At 64.3% G+C, this 19,193-nt stretch carries 7 protein-coding genes; 5 read left to right on the top strand and 2 right to left on the bottom strand.

Annotation, left to right across the window (positions count from 1 at the left end):
• Positions 1–68: 68 nt before the first annotated feature.
• Entirely contained in the window at positions 69–1,211 is a 1,143-nt protein-coding gene (locus FHS03_RS27330) for a serine hydrolase domain-containing protein (RefSeq protein WP_221208278.1), read from the bottom strand.
• Positions 1,212–1,406: 195 nt separating this feature from the next.
• Here FHS03_RS27330 and FHS03_RS27325 point away from each other — a divergent pair, with 195 nt between their 5' ends.
• Positions 1,407–1,655, top strand: a complete 249-nt coding sequence (locus FHS03_RS27325; RefSeq protein WP_371871781.1) for an alpha/beta hydrolase-fold protein — start codon at positions 1,407–1,409, stop codon at positions 1,653–1,655.
• 264 nt (positions 1,656–1,919) lie between these two features.
• Here the strand turns inward: FHS03_RS27325 and ppsR are convergent, their stop codons facing one another.
• A complete protein-coding gene (ppsR, locus tag FHS03_RS27320) occupies positions 1,920–2,768 on the bottom strand; it encodes a posphoenolpyruvate synthetase regulatory kinase/phosphorylase PpsR (protein WP_183444060.1) in 849 nt (282 codons plus the stop codon).
• A 158-nt stretch (positions 2,769–2,926) separates the two neighbouring features.
• Here ppsR and ppsA point away from each other — a divergent pair, with 158 nt between their 5' ends.
• The 4 genes from ppsA to FHS03_RS27300 form a co-directional block, all read left to right on the top strand.
• Positions 2,927–5,353, top strand: coding sequence for a phosphoenolpyruvate synthase (ppsA, locus tag FHS03_RS27315; protein WP_183444059.1), 2,427 nt, complete (start codon positions 2,927–2,929; stop codon positions 5,351–5,353).
• 537 nt (positions 5,354–5,890) lie between these two features.
• Positions 5,891–7,183: an MFS transporter gene (locus FHS03_RS27310; RefSeq protein ID WP_183444058.1), complete on the top strand. Its 1,293-nt coding sequence runs from the start codon at positions 5,891–5,893 to the stop codon at positions 7,181–7,183.
• A gap of 116 nt (positions 7,184–7,299) precedes the next feature.
• Entirely contained in the window at positions 7,300–16,011 is an 8,712-nt protein-coding gene (locus FHS03_RS27305; protein WP_183444057.1) for a non-ribosomal peptide synthetase, read from the top strand.
• 2 nt (positions 16,012–16,013) lie between these two features.
• Positions 16,014–19,193: non-ribosomal peptide synthetase (locus FHS03_RS27300; RefSeq protein WP_183444056.1), on the top strand; the 3,180-nt coding region annotated here is incomplete at its 3' end.

The following is a 19,193-nucleotide window of genomic DNA, read 5'->3' as shown; positions in this document are numbered from 1 at the left end:
GGCATGATACCGGAGCCAAGCCCAGACTGACAGGGGCGGGCCAGTAGATTCCGGCCCTACCTTCTTCACTATTTCGCGTTTTCCATGGATTCCACTGTGTCGAAAACATGCGCCAGCGCGCTTTCCATGGCACTGGCAGTAGCGTCGCCGCTCTGGTTGGTGATGATGAAGACCCCCAGTTGATATTTAGGAACGATGTAGGCGTAGCTTTGCGCACGCGGCACGCCGCCATGGTGTACATAATGCGTGCCTAACTGGCGATTGGTACCGATGTTCCAGAAATAGCCAATGCTGAAGTCGTCCTGAAAGCGTACCAGCGGCTTGTGCGATTCAACGACCGCAGGATTGGCGCCCAATTGCAGGCGCAGGTACTTTGCCATATCCGGCATAGTCGACTTCAGGTTGCCGGCGGCCCCCCAAGGCAGTTGTGGCATCGGTGTGGTGATGACGGGATTGTCACTGTGGTAGCCGGGGGCTAGCCGGCCGCTATCCTTGCTTGTAATTCTCAGTTTGGTATCTTGCATGCCGGCTTCGCGCGCGACGAATTGCCTGAGCAGGACTTCATAGGGCATTCCGTAGATTTTTTCGAGAGTGTGCGCAATGAGTTCGGTGCCGGCGCTTGAATATGCGTAGTCCTTACCAAGCGGGCCTTTGATGCTGACATTGTGCAAGTCCTGCCAGAATTGTGCTTGCCCGTAGTTGGCGTAGGCTGCATTGAGCTTTGCCGGCGTGGCGTGTGCAGTGAAATCCTTCAATACGGTGTTTACCTGCGAGGGTAGCATGCCCGGCATATTGCTGGTATGCGTTATCAAATGGCACAAGCGAATTCGCTGCCCCTGCGACTGCAGGTTCGGGTAGGCCGCCGTCAGGTACTTTTGTATGGGATCGTCGAGCGCTGCCTTCCCATCAAGCACGGCGTTCGCCAGTAGCAGGCCAGCAAAAGTTTTGCTGACTGAGCCGATTTCATAAAGCGTTGTATCGTTCGGCGGATTGGCTTTGCCGGTCTCCAGCTCGCCTTGATGCAGAATGAATTCCTTGTCGCGGTAAACCACAGCAATCGAGGTTGCGTGTAGAAGTTTTGACCGCAGCAGGGTGGTCGCGGTCTGGCTCATTGCGGCAGGAATGTCATGTGCAGGTGCTGTGGCTGCGGGCTTGCAGGCTGCCAGTACCAGTGCCATTCCAATTATGATTGCGGCGAGTTTTGTCATCATGCGCACCATCCATGGGGGAGGGGCATTCTCGCACAATGGATTTGGCGGTGATAGAAAAAATCGCTCGTATGATTTTGCCAGATAGTGAACGGTGGTCTGAGAGGATTCGGTTGCCGAGGCTTCGGTGTATAGTGGGCATTGTTGAATAAAGATTCACTTTAGGCTTGCGGAACTTACCTTCGGCAAGGACAGGGAATTCCCGAATTCGGCAGGCAGGGGGGGCAATTTCTCGACTATATAGAGAAAGAGTTGATTTCCCATGTCGAAGCCAAATACCGTAGCGCGCCGTATCGTACATTTGTCGGGCACTCGGTGGGCGGTTTGGCAGTGGTGCATACCCTGGTGCATCGCCCGCAGCTGTTTAACAGCTATATTTCGCTGGAAGGCGCGCTCTGGTGGGACAAGCGTCATGTCGTGAAAGATGCAAAAATACTATCCGAATGACCCGAATACCTACGACTGCCTGGGCGATCTATATTCAGCCAGGGGCGACAAGCCAAAGGCCATTGAAAGCTTCAGGAAAGGGTTGAGCCTCGGTGACATGAAGGAAACGCGGGACAAGCTCGAGGCGCTGCTGAGCGGAAAATAATTCGTCGAGCTCTTCATTTATGGAGCACGGGCAGACAGCCGGCGATCGGCTGTCTGGAGAGGGCAGGCCGGTCCGGCGCCTTCTAGGCCGTGATACTGGCCAGACATGGCAATCCGGCCTCAATACTCCCGGCGATCCGGCTTGATCTCTTGCAGGATGGTGGTGGCGATTTCCTCGATCGACTTGGTGGTCGAGGAGAGCCAGCGGATGCCTTCGCGCTTCATCATCATTTCCGCTTCGTTGACTTCGTAGCGGCAGTTCTCGATGGCGGCGTACTTGCTGCCGGCGCGGCGCTCGTTGCGGATTTCGCTCAGACGTTCGGGCGTGATGCTCAGGCCGAAAATCTTGGATTTGTATTCGTACAGGGAGGAGGGCAGCTTGCCGCGCTCGAAATCGTCGGGGATCAGCGGGTAGTTGGCGGCCTTGATCCCGTACTGCATGGCCAGATACAGGCTGGTCGGGGTCTTGCCCGAGCGCGAGACGCCCACCAGGATCACGTCGGCCGAGGTCAGGTTCTTGTGCGACTGGCCGTCGTCGTGCGCCAGCGAGAAGTTGATGGCTTCGATGCGGTTCTTGTATTCCTCGCTATCGACAATATTGTGGGAACGTCCGATGGTGTGGGTCGATTTCACGCCCAGCTCCTGTTCGAGCGGCGCCACGAAGGTCTGGATCAGGTCCATATGCATGCCGTTGCATTGGCGGATCACGCTCGACAGCTCGGTTTTGACCAGGGTCGAGAAAATGATCGGGCGCTGGCCGTCGGCCGCCGCCACCTCGTTGATCTTGCGCGCCGCTTCATGGGCCTTGTCCAGCGTGTCGATGAAGGGCAGGCGGATTTGGCGGAAGCGCAGGTCGAACTGGGTCAGGACGGAATGGCCAAAAGTCTCGGCCGTGATGCCGGTGCCATCGGAGACGAAAAACACGGTACGGGCCGACGCGGGCAGGGCAGAACGTTGCTCAAAAGTCATTAGTGTGGTGTGGGTAAGTATTGTGAATCGTCAATTTGCGCCGCAGGCTGTAGAATGTCAGGCAACAGTAGGATTGTGCTGCACGACACCAAGAATAACAAGCAAGAAGATGTCTGCATGCCTGCGCAAAGATTTCTATCATCAGTAAAGGTGTCATTATGACTAACGCAGCATTGAAGGACCAGGGAGGCGGGGCCGTGTACGTGGCCTCGTTCGAACACCTGCGCATGACGGACGTCGAGTCCGTCGGTGGCAAAAACGCCTCGCTGGGCGAGATGATCAGCCAGCTGGCCGGCGCCGGTGTGCGCGTGCCGGGCGGCTTTGCCACCACGGCGCAAGCCTTCCGTGACTTCCTGACCCACAGCGAAGCTGGCGGCAAGCCGCTGGACCAGCGCATCGCCGAGCGTCTGGAAGGCCTGAATATCGACGACGTGCGCGCCCTGGCGCAAGCCGGCGCCGAAATCCGTCAATGGATCGTGGACACCCCGTTCCAGCCACGCCTGGAAGCCGATATCCGCGCTTTCTACGACCGTCTGGTGGCCGATTCGTCGACCGAAGTGTCCTTCGCCGTGCGCTCCTCCGCCACCGCGGAAGACCTGCCTGACGCTTCCTTCGCGGGCCAGCAGGAGAGCTTCCTGAACGTGGTCGGCATCGACAACGTGCTGGACGCGATGAAGCACGTTTTCGCTTCCCTGTACAACGACCGCGCGATTTCCTACCGCGTGCACAAAGGCTTCACCCACGCTGAAGTGGCCCTGTCGGCCGGCGTGCAGCGCATGGTGCGTTCCGACGTCGGCGCGTCTGGCGTGATGTTTACCATCGATACCGAATCGGGCTTCAAGGACGTGGTCTTCATCACCTCCAGCTACGGCCTGGGCGAAACCGTGGTGCAGGGCGCCGTCAATCCGGACGAGTTCTACGTCCACAAGCCGATGCTGGAACAGGGCAAATCGCCTGTGATCCGCCGCAATATCGGCTCCAAGCTGATCAAGATGGAATTCACCAACGAAGCCAAGGCTGGCCGCTCGGTGAAAACCGTGGACGTGCCGATCGAGCTGCGCAACCGCTACTCGCTGAACGACGCCGAGATCGTGGAACTGGCCAAATACGCTGTCATCATCGAGCGCCACTACGGCCGTCCGATGGACATCGAGTGGGGCAAGGATGGCCGCGACGGCAAGCTGTATATTCTGCAGGCCCGTCCTGAAACCGTGAAATCGCAGCAGAAAGCCACCGACGCGCAACAGCGCTTCAAGCTGAAATCGACCGGCACCGTGCTGACCTCGGGCCGCGCGATCGGCCAGAAGATCGGCGCCGGCCCCGTGCGCGTGATCCACGATCCATCCGAAATGGAACGCGTGCAGCCGGGCGACGTGCTGGTGGCCGATATGACCGACCCGAACTGGGAACCGGTGATGAAGCGCGCTTCCGCCATCGTGACCAACCGTGGCGGCCGTACCTGCCACGCGGCGATCATCGCGCGTGAGCTGGGCGTGCCGGCGGTGGTGGGTTGCGGCGACGCGACCGAACTGCTGAAAGACGGCACCTTCGTGACCGTGTCCTGCGCCGAAGGCGACGAGGGCAAGATCTACGACGGCCTGCTGGAAACCGAAGTGTCGGAAGTTTCGCGCGGCGAGCTGCCGGAACTGAAGACCAAGATCATGCTGAACGTAGGTAACCCGCAGCTGGCCTTCGACTTCCAGTCGGTGCCGAACGCCGGTGTGGGCCTGGCCCGCCTGGAGTTCATCATCAATAATAATATTGGCGTGCACCCGAAAGCGATCCTGGAATATCCGAACATCGACGCCGACCTGAAAAAGGCCGTGGAGTCGGTGGCGCGCGGCCACGCTTCGCCAAAAGCCTTCTACGTCGACAAGCTGGCCGAAGGCGTGGCGACCATCGCCGCGGCGTTCTGGCCGAAGAAAGTCATCGTGCGCCTGTCCGACTTCAAGTCGAACGAGTACAAGAAGCTGATCGGCGGTTCGCGCTACGAGCCGGACGAAGAGAATCCGATGCTGGGCTTCCGCGGCGCGGCGCGTTACCTGTCCGAAGACTTCGCCGAGTCCTTCGAGATGGAATGCCTGGCCATGAAACGCGTGCGTAACGACATGGGCCTGACCAACGTCGAGCTGATGGTGCCGTTCGTGCGTACCCTGGGCCAGGCTGAGAAAGTGATCGCGCTGCTGGCCAAGAACGGCCTGAAACGCGGCGAAAACGGCCTGCGCGTCATCATGATGTGCGAAGTGCCGTCCAACGCCGTGCTGGCGGAACAGTTCCTGGAACACTTCGACGGCTTCTCCATCGGTTCCAACGACCTGACCCAGCTGACCCTGGGCCTGGACCGCGATTCCGGCATGGAGCTGCTGGCGGCCGACTTCGACGAGCGCGATCCCGCCGTGCAGGCGCTGTTGAGCCTCGCCATCCAGGCTTGCCGCAAACACGGCAAATACATCGGCATCTGCGGCCAAGGCCCATCCGACCATCCGGAACTGGCTGTGTGGCTGATGCAGCAGGGGATCGAGTCGATGTCGTTGAATCCGGACTCCGTGATCGACACCTGGCAGAAGCTCGCCGAACTGCAATAAGCGTTTCGCGCTTCCCCCTCCGAAAACCCGCTGCCTAGGCAGCGGGTTTTTTATTGATTGTTTCAAATAAACAACGAAATCTCTCCTGCTTTTGCAGATTGGATACACAGTTTTTATTTTTGTATCTTTTTCCTTGTGACAATTTTGGCATGCAATGTAATATCGGCATGAATATCTTTTTGATATTTGCTGCCAACCGGCTGCGTATCAGAAGCGGCGTTCACCCACGCCGCTTGCAGTAAGCACTTTTATCAATTGTTGCTGAATTGTTGGGATACATTGTGGTTTTTGTTGCAGACAAAAAAACGACGCCGCCGCGTGCGGCTCGCCTTTCAGGCAAGACCGCGCCATCCGGTTTCCGGGGCGTCATCCATTCCATGCAGGCGCCTGCCAGGGGCAGGGAGCAAGCAGCCAGCCACCGTCGCCAGCACCTTGCGCTTTGCCGCGATTCAGCAATGAACCCGTAATAAACGGGAATTGTCTTTTTAAAAACAAATCGGCATCGTACTTTGAACTTGTCTCTCAAGGAGAAGGTAATTGTTATCCAGTTTGAATAGCATTCCGCGCGGCCCGCTGCTGCTTATCGTCGCCCGCTTTGCCAGTGCCCTGGGATCGGCCCTTACTGGCTTTGGACTCAATGTCTGGGTTTTCCGCGAGACCGGCTCGTATGCGATTTTTGCGGCGCTGGCCGTGGCGGCGGCTTTGCCGGCGCTGCTGTTCGCCCCCGTTGCCGGGGTGCTGGTGGACCGTTTTGCCCGCAAACGCCTGCTGATTGCATGTGAGCTGCTGGCGGCGGCCACGGTCGGTGGCGTGGCGGCGGCCAGCGCGGCCGGACTGCTGAATCCTTATATGGTCGGCGCCGCCAGCGTGGCGCTGGCGCTGCTCTCCACCCTGAGCTGGCCGGCGACGATGGCGGCGGTGGCGGAACTGACGCCGCCGGCGCAGCGCGCCGCCGTGAACGGTCTGGCCGAAGCCCTGGGCGGCGGCGTGCAGATCCTGAATCCGGTACTGGGCGCGGCGTTGTTCACGCTGATCGGCATTGCCGGTATCGCCTTGCTGGATCTGCTTTCCTACGCCGTGTGCGTGGCCTTGATCGCCGCCATTGCCTTCCCGGCGCGCACGCCGCAGGCGCCGGTGTCCGGCGGCTCTGCGCTGGTGCGCTTCTGGCGCGAAGCCGTCGCCGGCTTCCAGTGGGTGGCCGGCCGGCGCGATCTGGCGGCGCTGCTGCTGTTCTTCGCCATCATCAATATCGGCTGCTCGATCTTTGCCGTCACCCTGACGCCGTATCTGCTGTCCTTCACTTCGGCCGAGACGCTGGGCTGGTGCATGGGACTGAGCGGCGCCGGCATCGTGGCCGGCGGCAGCCTGTTCTCGCTGACGGGCGGCCTGAAACGCCATGAACATGGCGTCCTGCTGGGGGGCGTGTTGGCCGGCGCCTGCATGCTGCTGTTCGGCGTGCTGCGCGCGCCGGCCGCGCTGCTGGTCTGCTCCTTCTGCTATGGCCTGGCAACGCCGCTGATGAACGCATCGAGCCAGACCATCTGGCAAGCCGAGGTGCCGCCGGCCATCCAGGGCCGCGTCTTCGCCATCCGCAAAATGATCGCCTGGGGCTTGAATCCCCTGGCTATTCTGCTGTCGGTGCCGCTGGCGGCGGGCCTGTTCCAGCCTATGCTGGGCGAGGGACTGCCGGTCCGCCTGTGGGGCGACGGCGCGGTCGGTTCGCTGGGCATGATGACCAGCGCCTGCGGCCTGCTTTGCCTGGTGTGGTCGCTCACGGTTCTGCTGCTCGGTAAGCTGAAGATAGAACAGCGCATCCCCGATCCCGTCTGATCATCCGGCGCGCGGCTGAACGCCGCCGCCTTTTCCCTTTCTTGACCTATCGAGCTTCGGCTTGAGGCCGGCCTGCACGCCCGCGATCCGGCTGTTAACGAAAAATGAGGTGTTCCATGCAGTTGGCTGAAACCGGAAAAACCATGCACCAGCTCTTTATTGAACAGGTGACGCTGCATCCGCAGCGCGCTGCCGTCGAATGCGATGGCCAGGTCTGGACGTATGCGGAGTTGCAGCATCTCGCGCAGCGCCATGCCGCCGCGCTGGCCCGTCTGGGAACGCCGGCGGGCAGCCTGGTGGCGCTGGCCATGGAGCGCGGCCCGGATCTGGTGGCCGCAGTGCTGGGCGTGCAGATGGCCGGCGCCGTATGCCTGCCTTTCGACGCCGCCGCGCCGGCCGCGCGCATTGCCGCGCTGTGCGAAGACGCCGAGCCGTTTGCCTGCATCGGCGACGCGGCGGCAGCGGTTGCGCTGCGCGCCAGCCTGCCCGCCGGCGTGCACTGGCTGAGTGCCGCGCCCGATGCGTCGGGGCTGGAGCCTGGCGAGCATGTGAACGGCAAGCTGGCTTACTGCATCTACACCTCCGGTTCCACCGGCAAGCCGAAGGGCGTGCTGGTGCCGCAAGCCGGTATCGGCAATTTGGCCCAGGCGCAAGCGGCCAGCTTTGGCTTGAGCAGCGCTGACCGCGTGGCGCAATTCGCTTCGCCCGCCTTCGATGCCTTCATGTTCGAGTTGGTGATGGCGCTGGCGCAGGGGGCGGCACTGGTTATCGTCCCGTCCGCCAGCCGCCATGATCCGGTGCTGCTGCTGGACTTCCTGTGCCGCAGCCGGATCAGCGTCGTCACCTTGCCGACGGTGATGGCGGCCGCGTTGGCGCAGCTGCCGCCGCAGCCGGAATGCGCGCTGCGCGCCGTCATTTCCGCCGGCGACGTGCTGCCTCGCGCTGCGGCGCGCGGCTGGCGCCATGCCGCGTCGCTGTTCAATGCCTATGGCCCGACCGAAGCCACGATCTGGAGCACGCTGCACCGCTGCGTCTCGGCAGGCGCAGGCGAAAGCGAACCGATTGGGCTGCCGATCCAGGGCTGCCGGATTTACCTGCTGGACGAGACGCGGCAAGCGGTGGCTGATGGCGCGGTGGGGGAAATCTATATCGGCGGCGCTGGCGTCGCGCAAGGCTATCTGCGGCGGCCGGAGCTGAGCGATTCCGCCTTCCTGGCGGACCCGTTTGCGGGCGGTGCGGCCCGCATGTACCGCAGCGGCGACCTGGGACGCCGCCTGGCGGACGGCACGCTGGAGTTCATGGGGCGCGTGGACCAGCAAATCAAGCTGCGCGGCTATCGCATCGAACCGGGCGAGATCGAGGCGGCGCTGCGCAGCCATGGCGCGGTGGCCGATGCGGTGGTGCTGCCGCGCACCCTGGCGCAGGGCGACAAGCAATTGGTGGCGCACGTGGTGGCGCGGAGCGGCGCCGACACCGACGCGGGGATGCTGCGCCGCTATCTGGGACAGCTGCTGCCGGCATACATGGTGCCGGCGCTTTTCGATTTTCTACCGGCCTTGCCATTTAATGTCAGCGGCAAGGTGGACCGCCATCAGCTCGCGGCGCGCACGCTGCAAGGTGACAGCGAGACTGAGGACGCCGCGCCGGCCGGGATGAGCGGGGAAGAGGGCGTGATCGCCGCCATCTGGAGCGAGACGCTGGGCGTGCAGGCGCCGGGCGTGAACGACAGCTTTTATGCCAGCGGCGGCCATTCGCTGGCGGCCGTGCAGATCGCCAACCGCATCAACCAGGCTTTCGGGATTCAGCTGGGCGGCAGCGATGTGTTGCTGGCGTCGAGTATCGGCGCCTTGGCGCGGCGCGTGGCGGCCAGCGCGGCGCATCAGCCGCTGCAGGCCGCACCGGCGCAGGCCATGCAGACTTGGCTGCCAGCCTCGCTGGCGCAAAGCCAGGTCGCTTTCGTCAATGAGCTGTCCGGCCGCCCGGAAGCGTATCTGGCGCGCGCCAGCATCAGCTTCGATGGTGAACTGGACATTCCTGCACTGGAGCGCGCGCTGCAGCTGATGGTGGAGCGCCATGACATTTTCCGCAGCCGTTTCGAGCTGCGCGAGGGACGCCTGATGCAGGCCGTGCAAACCGAATGGCAAGTCAAGCTGGAACTGCTCGATTGCAGCGCCGATGACGATGGTGGCGCGGCCGCCACGCGGCGGGCGCTGGAAACAATGTGCGGTGAAGTGCTCGATCCGGCCGCGCTGCCGCTGGTCAGCTGGCGCCTGTTGCGCCTGGACGCGCGGCGCCATGTGCTGCTGCACGTGGAGCACCATTATGTGCACGATGGCTGGTCCTACCGCCTGTTCCTGCGCGAACTGGCGCAGCTTTATTCGCAGATCGTCGACAAGCGGCCGGTCGGCCTTGGCCAGGATGCCGTGCAGTTTGCCAGCTACTGCCTGTGGCAGCAGGAATGGCTGCAATCGCCGCAGGCGGCGGCCATGGAAGCGCGGTGGCTGGAGCTGCTGGGCGGCGCGCCTGCGCCTGCGCCGCTGGCAGCGCTGACGCGTGCCGACGCCGGTTCGCCCGACGCGGGTGGCGCGCTGATGCGCCTGCAGGTTCCGGCGCCGCTTGTGGCGGCGCTGCATGCCCGCGCGCGGGAATTGCAACTGACCGTCTTTCAGCTGATGTTCGGCAGCTTCGGTTTGCTGCTTTCGCGGCTGGCCGGCAGCGAAGATATCGTGCTGGGCACCAGCAGCGCCAATCGCAACCGGCGCGAGTGGGAGCAGTTGATCGGCATGATCGTCAATCTGGTGCCGGTGCGGCTGCGCGCGCGGCCGGAGCAGGGTATTGAGGGTTTCCTGCGCGAGGCGCAGCAGTCCTTGCTGCAGGCGCTGGCTGGGGCGGAGCTGCCATTTGCCCGCATCGTGGAAGTGGTGCAGCCGGAGCCGGGCCGTGGCCAGCCGCTGGCGCAAGTGTTCTTCAGCTTCCATTCGGCCTTGACCGCCGATGTGGAATTCTCCGGCCTGCGAATCGAGGTTGCCGAAGCGCTGGCGAATCGCCTGGCCAAATTCCCGCTGGGCGTTACCGTGATTCCGGCCGGCGCGGACAGCGCCTGGAATGCGCTGTTCGAATACGATGGCGCGATCTATGACGGCGCCGCCGTCGAGGCGCTGGCGGCTGGCTATCTGGCCTTGCTGGAAGCCGTGGCCAGCGACCCGTTGCGCGCGCTGAGCGAGGCCGACGCTTTCCTGCCGCGGCGCCCATCGCTGGAAGCCAGTCAGCCTTTCGGCCAGGCCCTGGACGCCGCGTCCGCGCAGCGTTTGCGCGTGGAGCTGCCCCCCGCATTGACGCAGTCCTTGCGGCAGGCGGCAGCCCTGCATCGGACGGAGCTGGACACGTTGGGTGCCCTGGCCTGCTACCTCGCACTGGAACGCGCCGGCGGAGCCAGCGCTGAATTCGATATATGTCTGCCGGATGGCGTGCATGCCTGGCGCGGCACCGTGGAAGCGCAGCCGCTGACTGCCTTGCTACGCCACGGTGTGACTGCACCGCGTACGATGCGTGCCTGTAGCGTTCCCATGGCTTTTGCCTGCGGCCTGCCGCAGCCGGATTTGCCGTTCGCGGCGTACGGCCTGTTGCTGGCGCTTGGCGAAGAGGACGAAAATCTCGTGTTGACCGTGCAGGCTCCCGCGCCGGCGCAGCGTATCGCCCGTTTCATGGTGCGTGCGCTGGAGCAGCTGGCGCAGGCTTTGGAAACGGCGCCAAACAGCGCGTTGACGGAGCTGGACGTGCTGCCGCCGGAAGAGCGCGCGCAGATGGCGCTGTGGAATGCCAGCGCCGCCGCCTACCCGCTGGAGCGCGGCGTGCACCGCCTGTTCGAAGAGCAGGCGGCGCGGACTCCGGATGCCACGGCCGTGGTGCACCTGGATCAGACGCTGAGCTATGCGCAGCTGAATGCGCGCGCCAACCGTCTGGCGCGCCATCTGCGCGCGCTGGGCGTGGGACCGAATGTGCTGGCCGGGATCTGCGTCGAACGCTCGCTGGAAATGGTGGTGGGCATCCTGGCGATCCTGAAGGCGGGCGGCGCCTACGTGCCGCTGGACCCGGCCTATCCGGCCGAGCGCCTGGGCCATATGCTGCGCGATGCGCAGTTGCCGGTGCTGCTGACCCAGCAGGGTGTGCTGGAGCGCCTGCCGCAATTGGCGCAGCAGGACAGCCAGGTGCTGTGCCTGGACCGCGACGACGGCTGGCTCGATACCTACGACTGCGCCAATCTGGAAGGCGGTTCGGGCGCCGACGACCTGGCCTATGCCATCTACACCTCGGGATCGACGGGACGGCCCAAGGGCACGCTGATCCATCAGCGCGGCCTGTGCAATCTGGTGAACTGGTATATCGCGCAGTTCGGACTGGGAGCGCAGGACCGCGCCCTGCTGTTCTCCTCGTTCAGCTTCGACCTGACGCAAAAGAATCTGTTCGCGCCGCTGCTGGTGGGCGGCCAACTGCACATCCCGCTGGAAGGCTATGCGCCGGACCAGGCGCCGGCCTATATCGCGCAACATGGCATCACCTTCATCAACTGCGCGCCGAGCGCCTTCTATCCACTGCTGGACTACGGCCTGCGCCAGCACGGTGGAACGCTGCGCCACGTCTTCCTTGGCGGTGAACCGATCAATGCGGCGCTGCTGCATGGGGCGCTGGGCGGCATGGCGCTGCAGGTGCATAACACCTATGGTCCGACCGAAGCATCGGACGTGGTGGCCTACTACAGCTGGAATCCGGCCGAGGCGCTGGACAGCTTGCCGATCGGCCGGCCGGTGGCCAATGCGCGGCTGTACGTGCTGGATGGGGCAGGGCGCCTGGCGCCGGCCGGCGTGGCGGGCGAGATCTGCGTGGGTGGCGTGGGCGTGGGACGCGGCTATCTGGGCCGGCCGGAGCAGACGGCCGAGCGTTTCGGCAGCGACCCGTATGCGCCGGGCGAGGATGGGCGACTGTACCGGACCGGCGATATCGGCCGTTGGCGCGAGGATGGCCAGCTCGAATTCATCGGACGGCGCGACTTCCAGGTCAAGCTGCGCGGCTTCCGCATCGAATTGGGCGAGATTGAAGCGCGCCTGAGCGAGCATCCCGCCGTGCGCGAAGCGGTGGCCATGGTGCGCCAGGACGACGCGGGCGAGCAGCTGGTTGCCTATTACGTATCTCGCGGCGGTGCTCACGTCGGGGCAGGGGAACTTGCGGCTCATTTGGCCACACACCTGCCGGAATTCATGGTGCCCACGTTTTATATCGGACTGGAAGCCCTGCCTCTGAGCCCGAACGGAAAGCTGGACCGCAAGGCTTTGCCGGCGCCGGATAGCACGGCGTTGGAGCCGGAAGAGGATGTGGCGCCCGAGGACCGCATCATGACCGGCCTACGTGCAGCCATGCAGGCGCTGATGCCCGGACTGGTCTTCCATTCCGAGCGCAGCTTCTTCAGCATGGGTTTGTACTCGCTGGCCTTGCTGCGTCTGACGGCCAAATGCCGCGAGCACTTCCAGATCGAGCTGGGCGTAACCGAACTGCTGCGCTGCAAGACGCCGCGCGCCTTGCATGGCCTGCTACGCCAGCGTCTGGAGCAAGGCGCGTCCGCCGCGGCGGCCATCCAGCCGGCGCCGCGCGTGGACGGCATGCCGCTGTCGTCGGCGCAGCAGCGGCTCTGGTTAATGGCGCAGATGGATGGCTCCGGCAGCGCCTACCATATTCCCCTCGGGCTGTGGCTGGACGGCGAACTGGATACGGCTGCATTGCGCGGCGCGCTGGATGCGATCGTCGCCCGCCACGAGGCGCTGCGCGCGCGCTTTATGCGCGAAGGCGAGCAAGTGCTGCAACGCTTCGCGGACTCCGGCTGCGGCTTTGCCTTGCTCGAAACGGATTTGAGCGAGCGGCCGGCGGATGAAGCGAAAGCGGAGGCCTTGCGCCTTGCGGCAGAGGAAGCGGTCGCCCCATTCGATCTGGAAAGCGGACCGCTGCTGCGCGGACGTCTGCTGCGGCTTGCGCCACAACGCTACCTGCTGCTCATTACGCAGCACCATATTGTGTCGGACGGTTGGTCCAAAGGCATTTTCATGCGTGAGCTGAGCGCCCTGTACCAGGCTTTTGCCGCGGGTGCAGCCAATCCGCTCGCACCGCTGGCCCTGCAGTACGCGGACTACGCCGTCTGGCAACGCTCCCAGGGCAATAGCGCCGAACTGGCGCGCCAGGGCGCGTATTGGCAGACCGCGCTGGCCGGCGCACCCGCCTTGCTGGAAGTGCCGGCGGACCGGCCACGCCCCGCGCGCCAGGATTATGCCGGCGCCTTCCTGCCCTACCGTTTGCCCCCCGAACTGACGGCGCGCCTGCGGACTTTGGCTGAAAGCCAGGGTGTCAGCCTGTTCACCGTGGTCCTGGCAAGTTGGGCCCTGCTGCTGGGCCGCCTGGCGGCGCAGAACGAGGTCGTGATCGGCACGCCGAGCGCCAACCGTGGCCAGGGCGGCACCGAACAGCTGATCGGCTTCTTTGCCAATACGCTGGCGCTGCGCCTGGACCTGGGCGCCGAACCGAGCGTGGCGGAGTTGCTGCAGCGGGTGCGTCAGCAGGTGCAGGCGGCGCAGGAACATCAGGATCTGCCGTTCGACCAAGTGGTCGATCTGCTGCGGCCCGAACGCAGCCTGGCATACAGCCCGCTCTTCCAGGCGATGCTGGTCTGGCAAAGCGCCGGGGAGGATGCCATGCCCGAGCTGCCTGGCATCGAAGTCGCACCGCAGCGCAGTGCGCAGCGTACGGCGAAGTTCGACCTGACCTTGGCGATGGGCGAGCGTGACGGCATGCTGGAGGGGGGCCTTGAATACGCGAGCGCCCTGTTCGACGAGGCCCGTGCCGCGCAGTACCTGGAGCATTGGCATTGCCTGCTGCAAGCGATGACCGAAACGCCGCAATTAGCGGCGGGCCGTTTGGCCTGGATGACGGCGGCCCAGCAGGCGCAGGTACTGGTGGACTGTAACCGGACCGCCGCCGAGTATCCGCGCGATACCGCGCTGCACCGCCTGTTCGAGGCGCATGCGGCGGCAGCGCCGCACGCCACCGCCTTGCTGCATGAAGGCGGCGAACAACTGAGCTATCAAGAGCTGAACCAGCGCGCCAACCGACTGGCGCGGCATCTGCGCCGGCGCGGCGTGGAGCCGGGCCAGCGCGTCGCGGTCCAGCTGGGGCGCTCCTTTGAGCTGGTGATTGCGCAACTGGCCATCCTCAAATGCGGCGCGGCCTATGTTCCTCTTGACCCGGCTTTCCCGCCCAGCAGGCTGCAATGGATGGTGCAGGATAGTGCCGTACGCTGGCTGGTGACGGTCGGCGCCTTGCCAGTTCTCGAACTGGCGGGACTGGCGCGCATCGATATGGATGCCGGTGAAATCGCCGGTGAGGATGCTGCCAATCTGGAACTGGCGCACGATGCTGCCGCTGCCGCCTATGTGATGTACACCTCCGGCTCCAGCGGCCAGCCCAAGGGCGTGCTGGTGCCGCACAGGGCGGTCAGCCGTCTGGTGCTGAATAGCGGCTATGCCGATTTCAGTTCCGCCGACAGGGTGGCTTTCGCCTCCAATCCCGCTTTTGACGCGGCCACCATGGAAGTCTGGGCGCCGCTGCTGAACGGCGGCTGCGCCGTGGTCATCGGCCAGGACACCCTGCTCGATCCGGCAAGGCTGGCGCAGGCGCTGCGGCGCCAGGAGGTCAGCGTGCTATGGCTGACGGTCGGCCTGTTCAACCAGTACGCGCAGCAGCTGCAGCCGGAGCTGGCGCGCTTACGCTGCCTGATTGTGGGCGGCGATGCGCTTGATCCTCAAATCATGGGGCGTCTGCTGCAGGCCGGAGCGCCGACGCTGCTGCTGAACGGTTACGGTCCGACTGAAACTACAACCTTCGCTTTGACCCATGCGATCGGTCAGCGTGATTGTGCTGGTTCCAGCATTCCGCTGGGCCGGCCGATCGGCAATACCCGCGTCTATGTGCTCGATGCGCTGGGACAGCCGGTGCCGTTCGGCGTGCGCGGCGAAATCTACATCGGCGGTGACGGCGTGGCGCTCGGTTATCTGAACCAGCCCGAACTCACGGCGCAGCGCTTCCTCCCTGATCCGTATGCCGGCCAGGCGGATGCGCGCATGTACCGCAGCGGAGATATGGGCCGGCGGCGACGCGACGGCAGCATTGAATTCCTGGGACGTGAAGACGGCCAGCTCAAGCTGCGCGGTTTCCGCATCGAAATCGGCGAAATCGAGGCGGCGCTTGCGGCCTGCGAAGGCGTGCAGGAGGCGGCGGTGCTGGTGTTGGGCGAGGAGACGGCCCGGCAACTCTGTGCCTATTACGTGGCGGCGGGGCCGGGTGTGGATGCCGCCATGTTGCGCGCAGCGCTGGCGCAGCGTCTGCCGGCCTACATGCTGCCGGCCGCGTACGTGGCGCTGGAGCATATGCCCTTGACAGCCAATGGGAAACTGGACCGGCAGGCGCTGCCAACACCGCAGCGGGACGGCGAGATCGGCCAGGAGGAACCGCAAGGCGAGATGGAATGCCTGCTGGCTGCAGTCTGGGGCGATCTGCTACAGCTGTCGCAGATCGGACGCCAGGACAACTTCTTCATGCTCGGCGGGCATTCGCTGCTCGCGATCCAGCTGTCGTCACGGCTGCGCGAAGCACTGGAGCTGGAAGTCGGTCTGACGGAGATTTTTGCGCATCCGGTGCTGAGCGATCTGGCCGATCGCTTGGTGCAGGCGCAATTGGCGCAATTCGACCTGGATGAGTTACAAGCGCTGACCGGTGGTCTGGCGGCCTAATCATGAATAACGCTGAAGAGGGAAAGCAGATGGAAAAGACGCGGCTCGCCGATATGACTGCGGCCCAGCGCGAACAGTTGCTGAAACTGGCGCGCAGTGCAAAATTGCAGCGCAAGGAAAAGGAAGACGGCGGCATAAGCTGCGACGGTGCGGAGACGCCGGTGCTCTCCTTCGCGCAGCGCCGGCTTTGGCTGCTGGCGCAACTGGACGGTGCCGCTGCGGCCTACCATATTCCACTGGGCCTGCGCCTGAGCGGTGCGCTGGATGCGACAGCCTTGCAGCGCGCCCTGCGCCGCATCGGCGAACGTCATGCGGCGCTGCGCGCCCGCTTTGAGACCGTCGATGGTGAACCGCGCCTGCGCTTCGCGGCGCCCGAGGAAGAGAGCTTTGCCTGGCAGATGCAGGATCTGAGCGGCCTGGCGCCGGCGCAGGCCGAGGCGAAAGCCGAAAGCTTGAGCGCAGCCGCCGCGCTGGAACACTTCGATCTGGAACGGGGGCCGCTGGCCCGCGCGCTGCTGATAGTGCTGGGGCAGGGCGAATACCTGTTGCATCTGACGCTGCATCATATCGTGGCCGATGGCTGGTCGGTGGCCGTACTGCTGCGCGAATTAAGTAGCCTGTACGGCGCTTTTGCCGCTGGTGAAACCGATCCCTTGCCGCCGCTGCCGGTCCAGTATCACGACTATGCCGCTTGGCAGGTACGCCAGATGGACGGGGAGCTGCTGCGGCAGCAGACCGAGTACTGGCGCGGCGCCTTAAACGGTGCCCCCGCGCTGTTGGAGCTGCCGCTGGACCGCGCGCGGCCGGCGCGCCAGGACTATAGCGGCGCGTACGCCGCCTTCCGCATCGAGGCCGAGCATGCGCAGGGCTTGCGCGAACTGAGCCAGCGCCACGGCGTGACCCTGTTTATGACCTTGATGTCCGCTTGGGCGCTGCTGCTTAGCCGCCTGGCCGGCCAGGAGCAAGTGGTGATTGGTACGCCCAGTGCCAATCGCCAGCGGCGCGAAGTGGAAGACCTGATCGGCTGCTTCGTCAACACGCTGGCGCTGCGCATCGAGCTGGGGGACAATCCCAACGTGGCCCAACTGCTGGCGCGGGTGAAGGCGCAGACTCTGGCCGCGCAGCAGCACCAGGATCTGCCATTCGAGCAGGTGATCGGCGCGCTGCAGCCGCAGCGCAGCATGGCGCATAGTCCCCTGTTCCAGGCCATGTTCGCGTGGCAGAGCGACCCGTTCGATCAACTGCGCTTGCCTGGGCTGACGTTGAGCGGCCTGGATGCCGGCCGGCGCACCGGCGCCAAGTTCGATCTCTCGCTCTCCTTGCGGGAGGTGGATGGCGCCATCGAGGGTGGGCTTGAATACGCGACGGCGCTGTTCGATGCGCAAACAGTGGAACGCTATCTTGGCTACTTGAAGGTTTTGCTGACGGGACTGGTGCGGGACGATATGCAGACGGTGGACCGCATCGCGATATTGGATACGGCGGAGCGGGCGCGGATGCTGCATGGCTGGAACGGCACCGAGCGCGATTACCGGCGCGACCTGTGCCTGCATGAGATTATCGAGGAGCAGGTTCGCCTGCGCCCGCAGGCGGTGGCGGTGGAGGATGGCGAGCGCCGCCTGAGCTACCGTGAGCTGGACGAGCAGGCCAACCAATTGGCGCGCCAGTTGCGCGCCATGGGCGTGGGGCCGGACCAGCGTGTGGCGCTGTGCCTGGAACGCAGTGTGGCAATGGTGGTTGGTTTGTTGGCCGTGCTGAAGGCGGGCGGCGCTTACGTGCCGCTCGACCCCGGCTATCCGGCCGAGCGCCTGGCCTTCATGTTGAGCGACAGCGCGCCGCGCGTGTTGCTGACGCAGGGCGCGGTGGCCGAAAACCTGGCGCTGCCGGATGGTCTGCCGGTACTGCATCTGGATGATGCAAAGTGTCCCTGGCTGGAACAGTCCTCGCAGACCTTGCCGGTGGCTGGGCTGGGCCTGACGCCGTCGCACCTGGCCTATGTGATCTACACCTCCGGCTCCACTGGCCAGCCCAAGGGCGTGATGAATGAGCATGCGGGTATTGTCAACCGCCTGCTGTGGATGCAGGAAGCTTATTGTTTGAAGCCCGAAGAAGCGGTGCTGCAAAAGACCCCATTCAGCTTCGACGTCTCGGTCTGGGAATTCTTCTGGCCGTTGATGCGCGGCGCGCGCCTGGTGATGGCGCGGCCGGGCGGCCACAAGGATCCGGCCTATCTGGCCGATACCGTGGCGCGGCATGGCATCACGACGCTGCACTTCGTACCGTCAATGCTGCAAGCCTTCCTCGACAGCGGCGAAGCGGCGCGCTGCGGCAGCCTGAAACGGGTAATGTGCAGCGGCGAAGCCTTGCCGGCCGCGCTGGCGCGGCGCTTCCTGCGGGAGCTGCCTGGTGTCCAACTGCACAATCTGTATGGCCCGACCGAGGCGGCGGTGGACGTGACGGCCTGGCACTGTGCCGGCCCCGAACTGCCCGACAATATTCCCTTGGGCCGGCCCGTCGCCAATACACGTATTTATGTGCTGGATCGCCACGGAGAACCCGTGCCGGCCGGCGTGGCGGGAGAAATCCATATTGGCGGCGTGCAGGTGGCGCGCGGCTATCTGAACCGGCCAGAATTGACGCATGAGCGCTTCGTGCCCGACCCATTTGTGGGCGAAGCGGGCGCGCGCCTGTACAAAACGGGCGATCTGGGACGCTGGCTGGCCGACGGCACGCTGGAATACCTGGGCCGCAACGACCACCAGGTCAAGCTGCGCGGCCAGCGCATCGAATTGGGCGAGATCGAGGCGCAACTGATGCGCCAAACGGACGTACGCGAGGCGGTGGTATTGGCGCGCCAGGACAATCCGGGCGACCAGCGCCTGGTGGCCTATCTGGTGGCTGCCTGCACGTTGGATGTGGAGATGCTGCGCGCGCAATTGGCGCGTGTGCTGCCGGATCATATGATCCCGGCGGCTTTCGTGCAGCTGGATAATTTGCCGCTGACGCCGAACGGAAAACTGGACCGGAAAGCCCTGCCGGCGCCCGATAACGCGGCGTACCGCCAGCGTGGCTATGAAGCACCGCAGGGTGGAACGGAGACGGCGCTGGCCGCCATCTGGGCCGATCTGCTGCAACTGGAACAGGTGGGACGGCATGACCACTTCTTCGAACTGGGCGGCCAT

The sequence above is a fragment of the Pseudoduganella violacea genome (assembly GCF_014191875.1).
GTDB lineage: Bacteria > Pseudomonadota > Gammaproteobacteria > Burkholderiales > Burkholderiaceae_D > Rugamonas > Rugamonas violacea_A.
This window is presented reverse-complemented; position numbering and strand designations above follow the sequence as displayed.

Bases quoted from the DNA above. Each gene is read 5' to 3' on its own strand.
- FHS03_RS27330 (WP_221208278.1), bottom strand. From the start codon at position 1,211: ATGATGACAAAACTCGCCGCAATCATAATTGGAATGGCACTGGTACTG.
- ppsR (WP_183444060.1), bottom strand. From the start codon at position 2,768: ATGACTTTTGAGCAACGTTCTGCCCTGCCCGCGTCGGCCCGTACCGTG.
- ppsA (WP_183444059.1), top strand. From the start codon at position 2,927: ATGACTAACGCAGCATTGAAGGACCAGGGAGGCGGGGCCGTGTACGTG.
- FHS03_RS27305 (WP_183444057.1), top strand. From the start codon at position 7,300: ATGCAGTTGGCTGAAACCGGAAAAACCATGCACCAGCTCTTTATTGAA.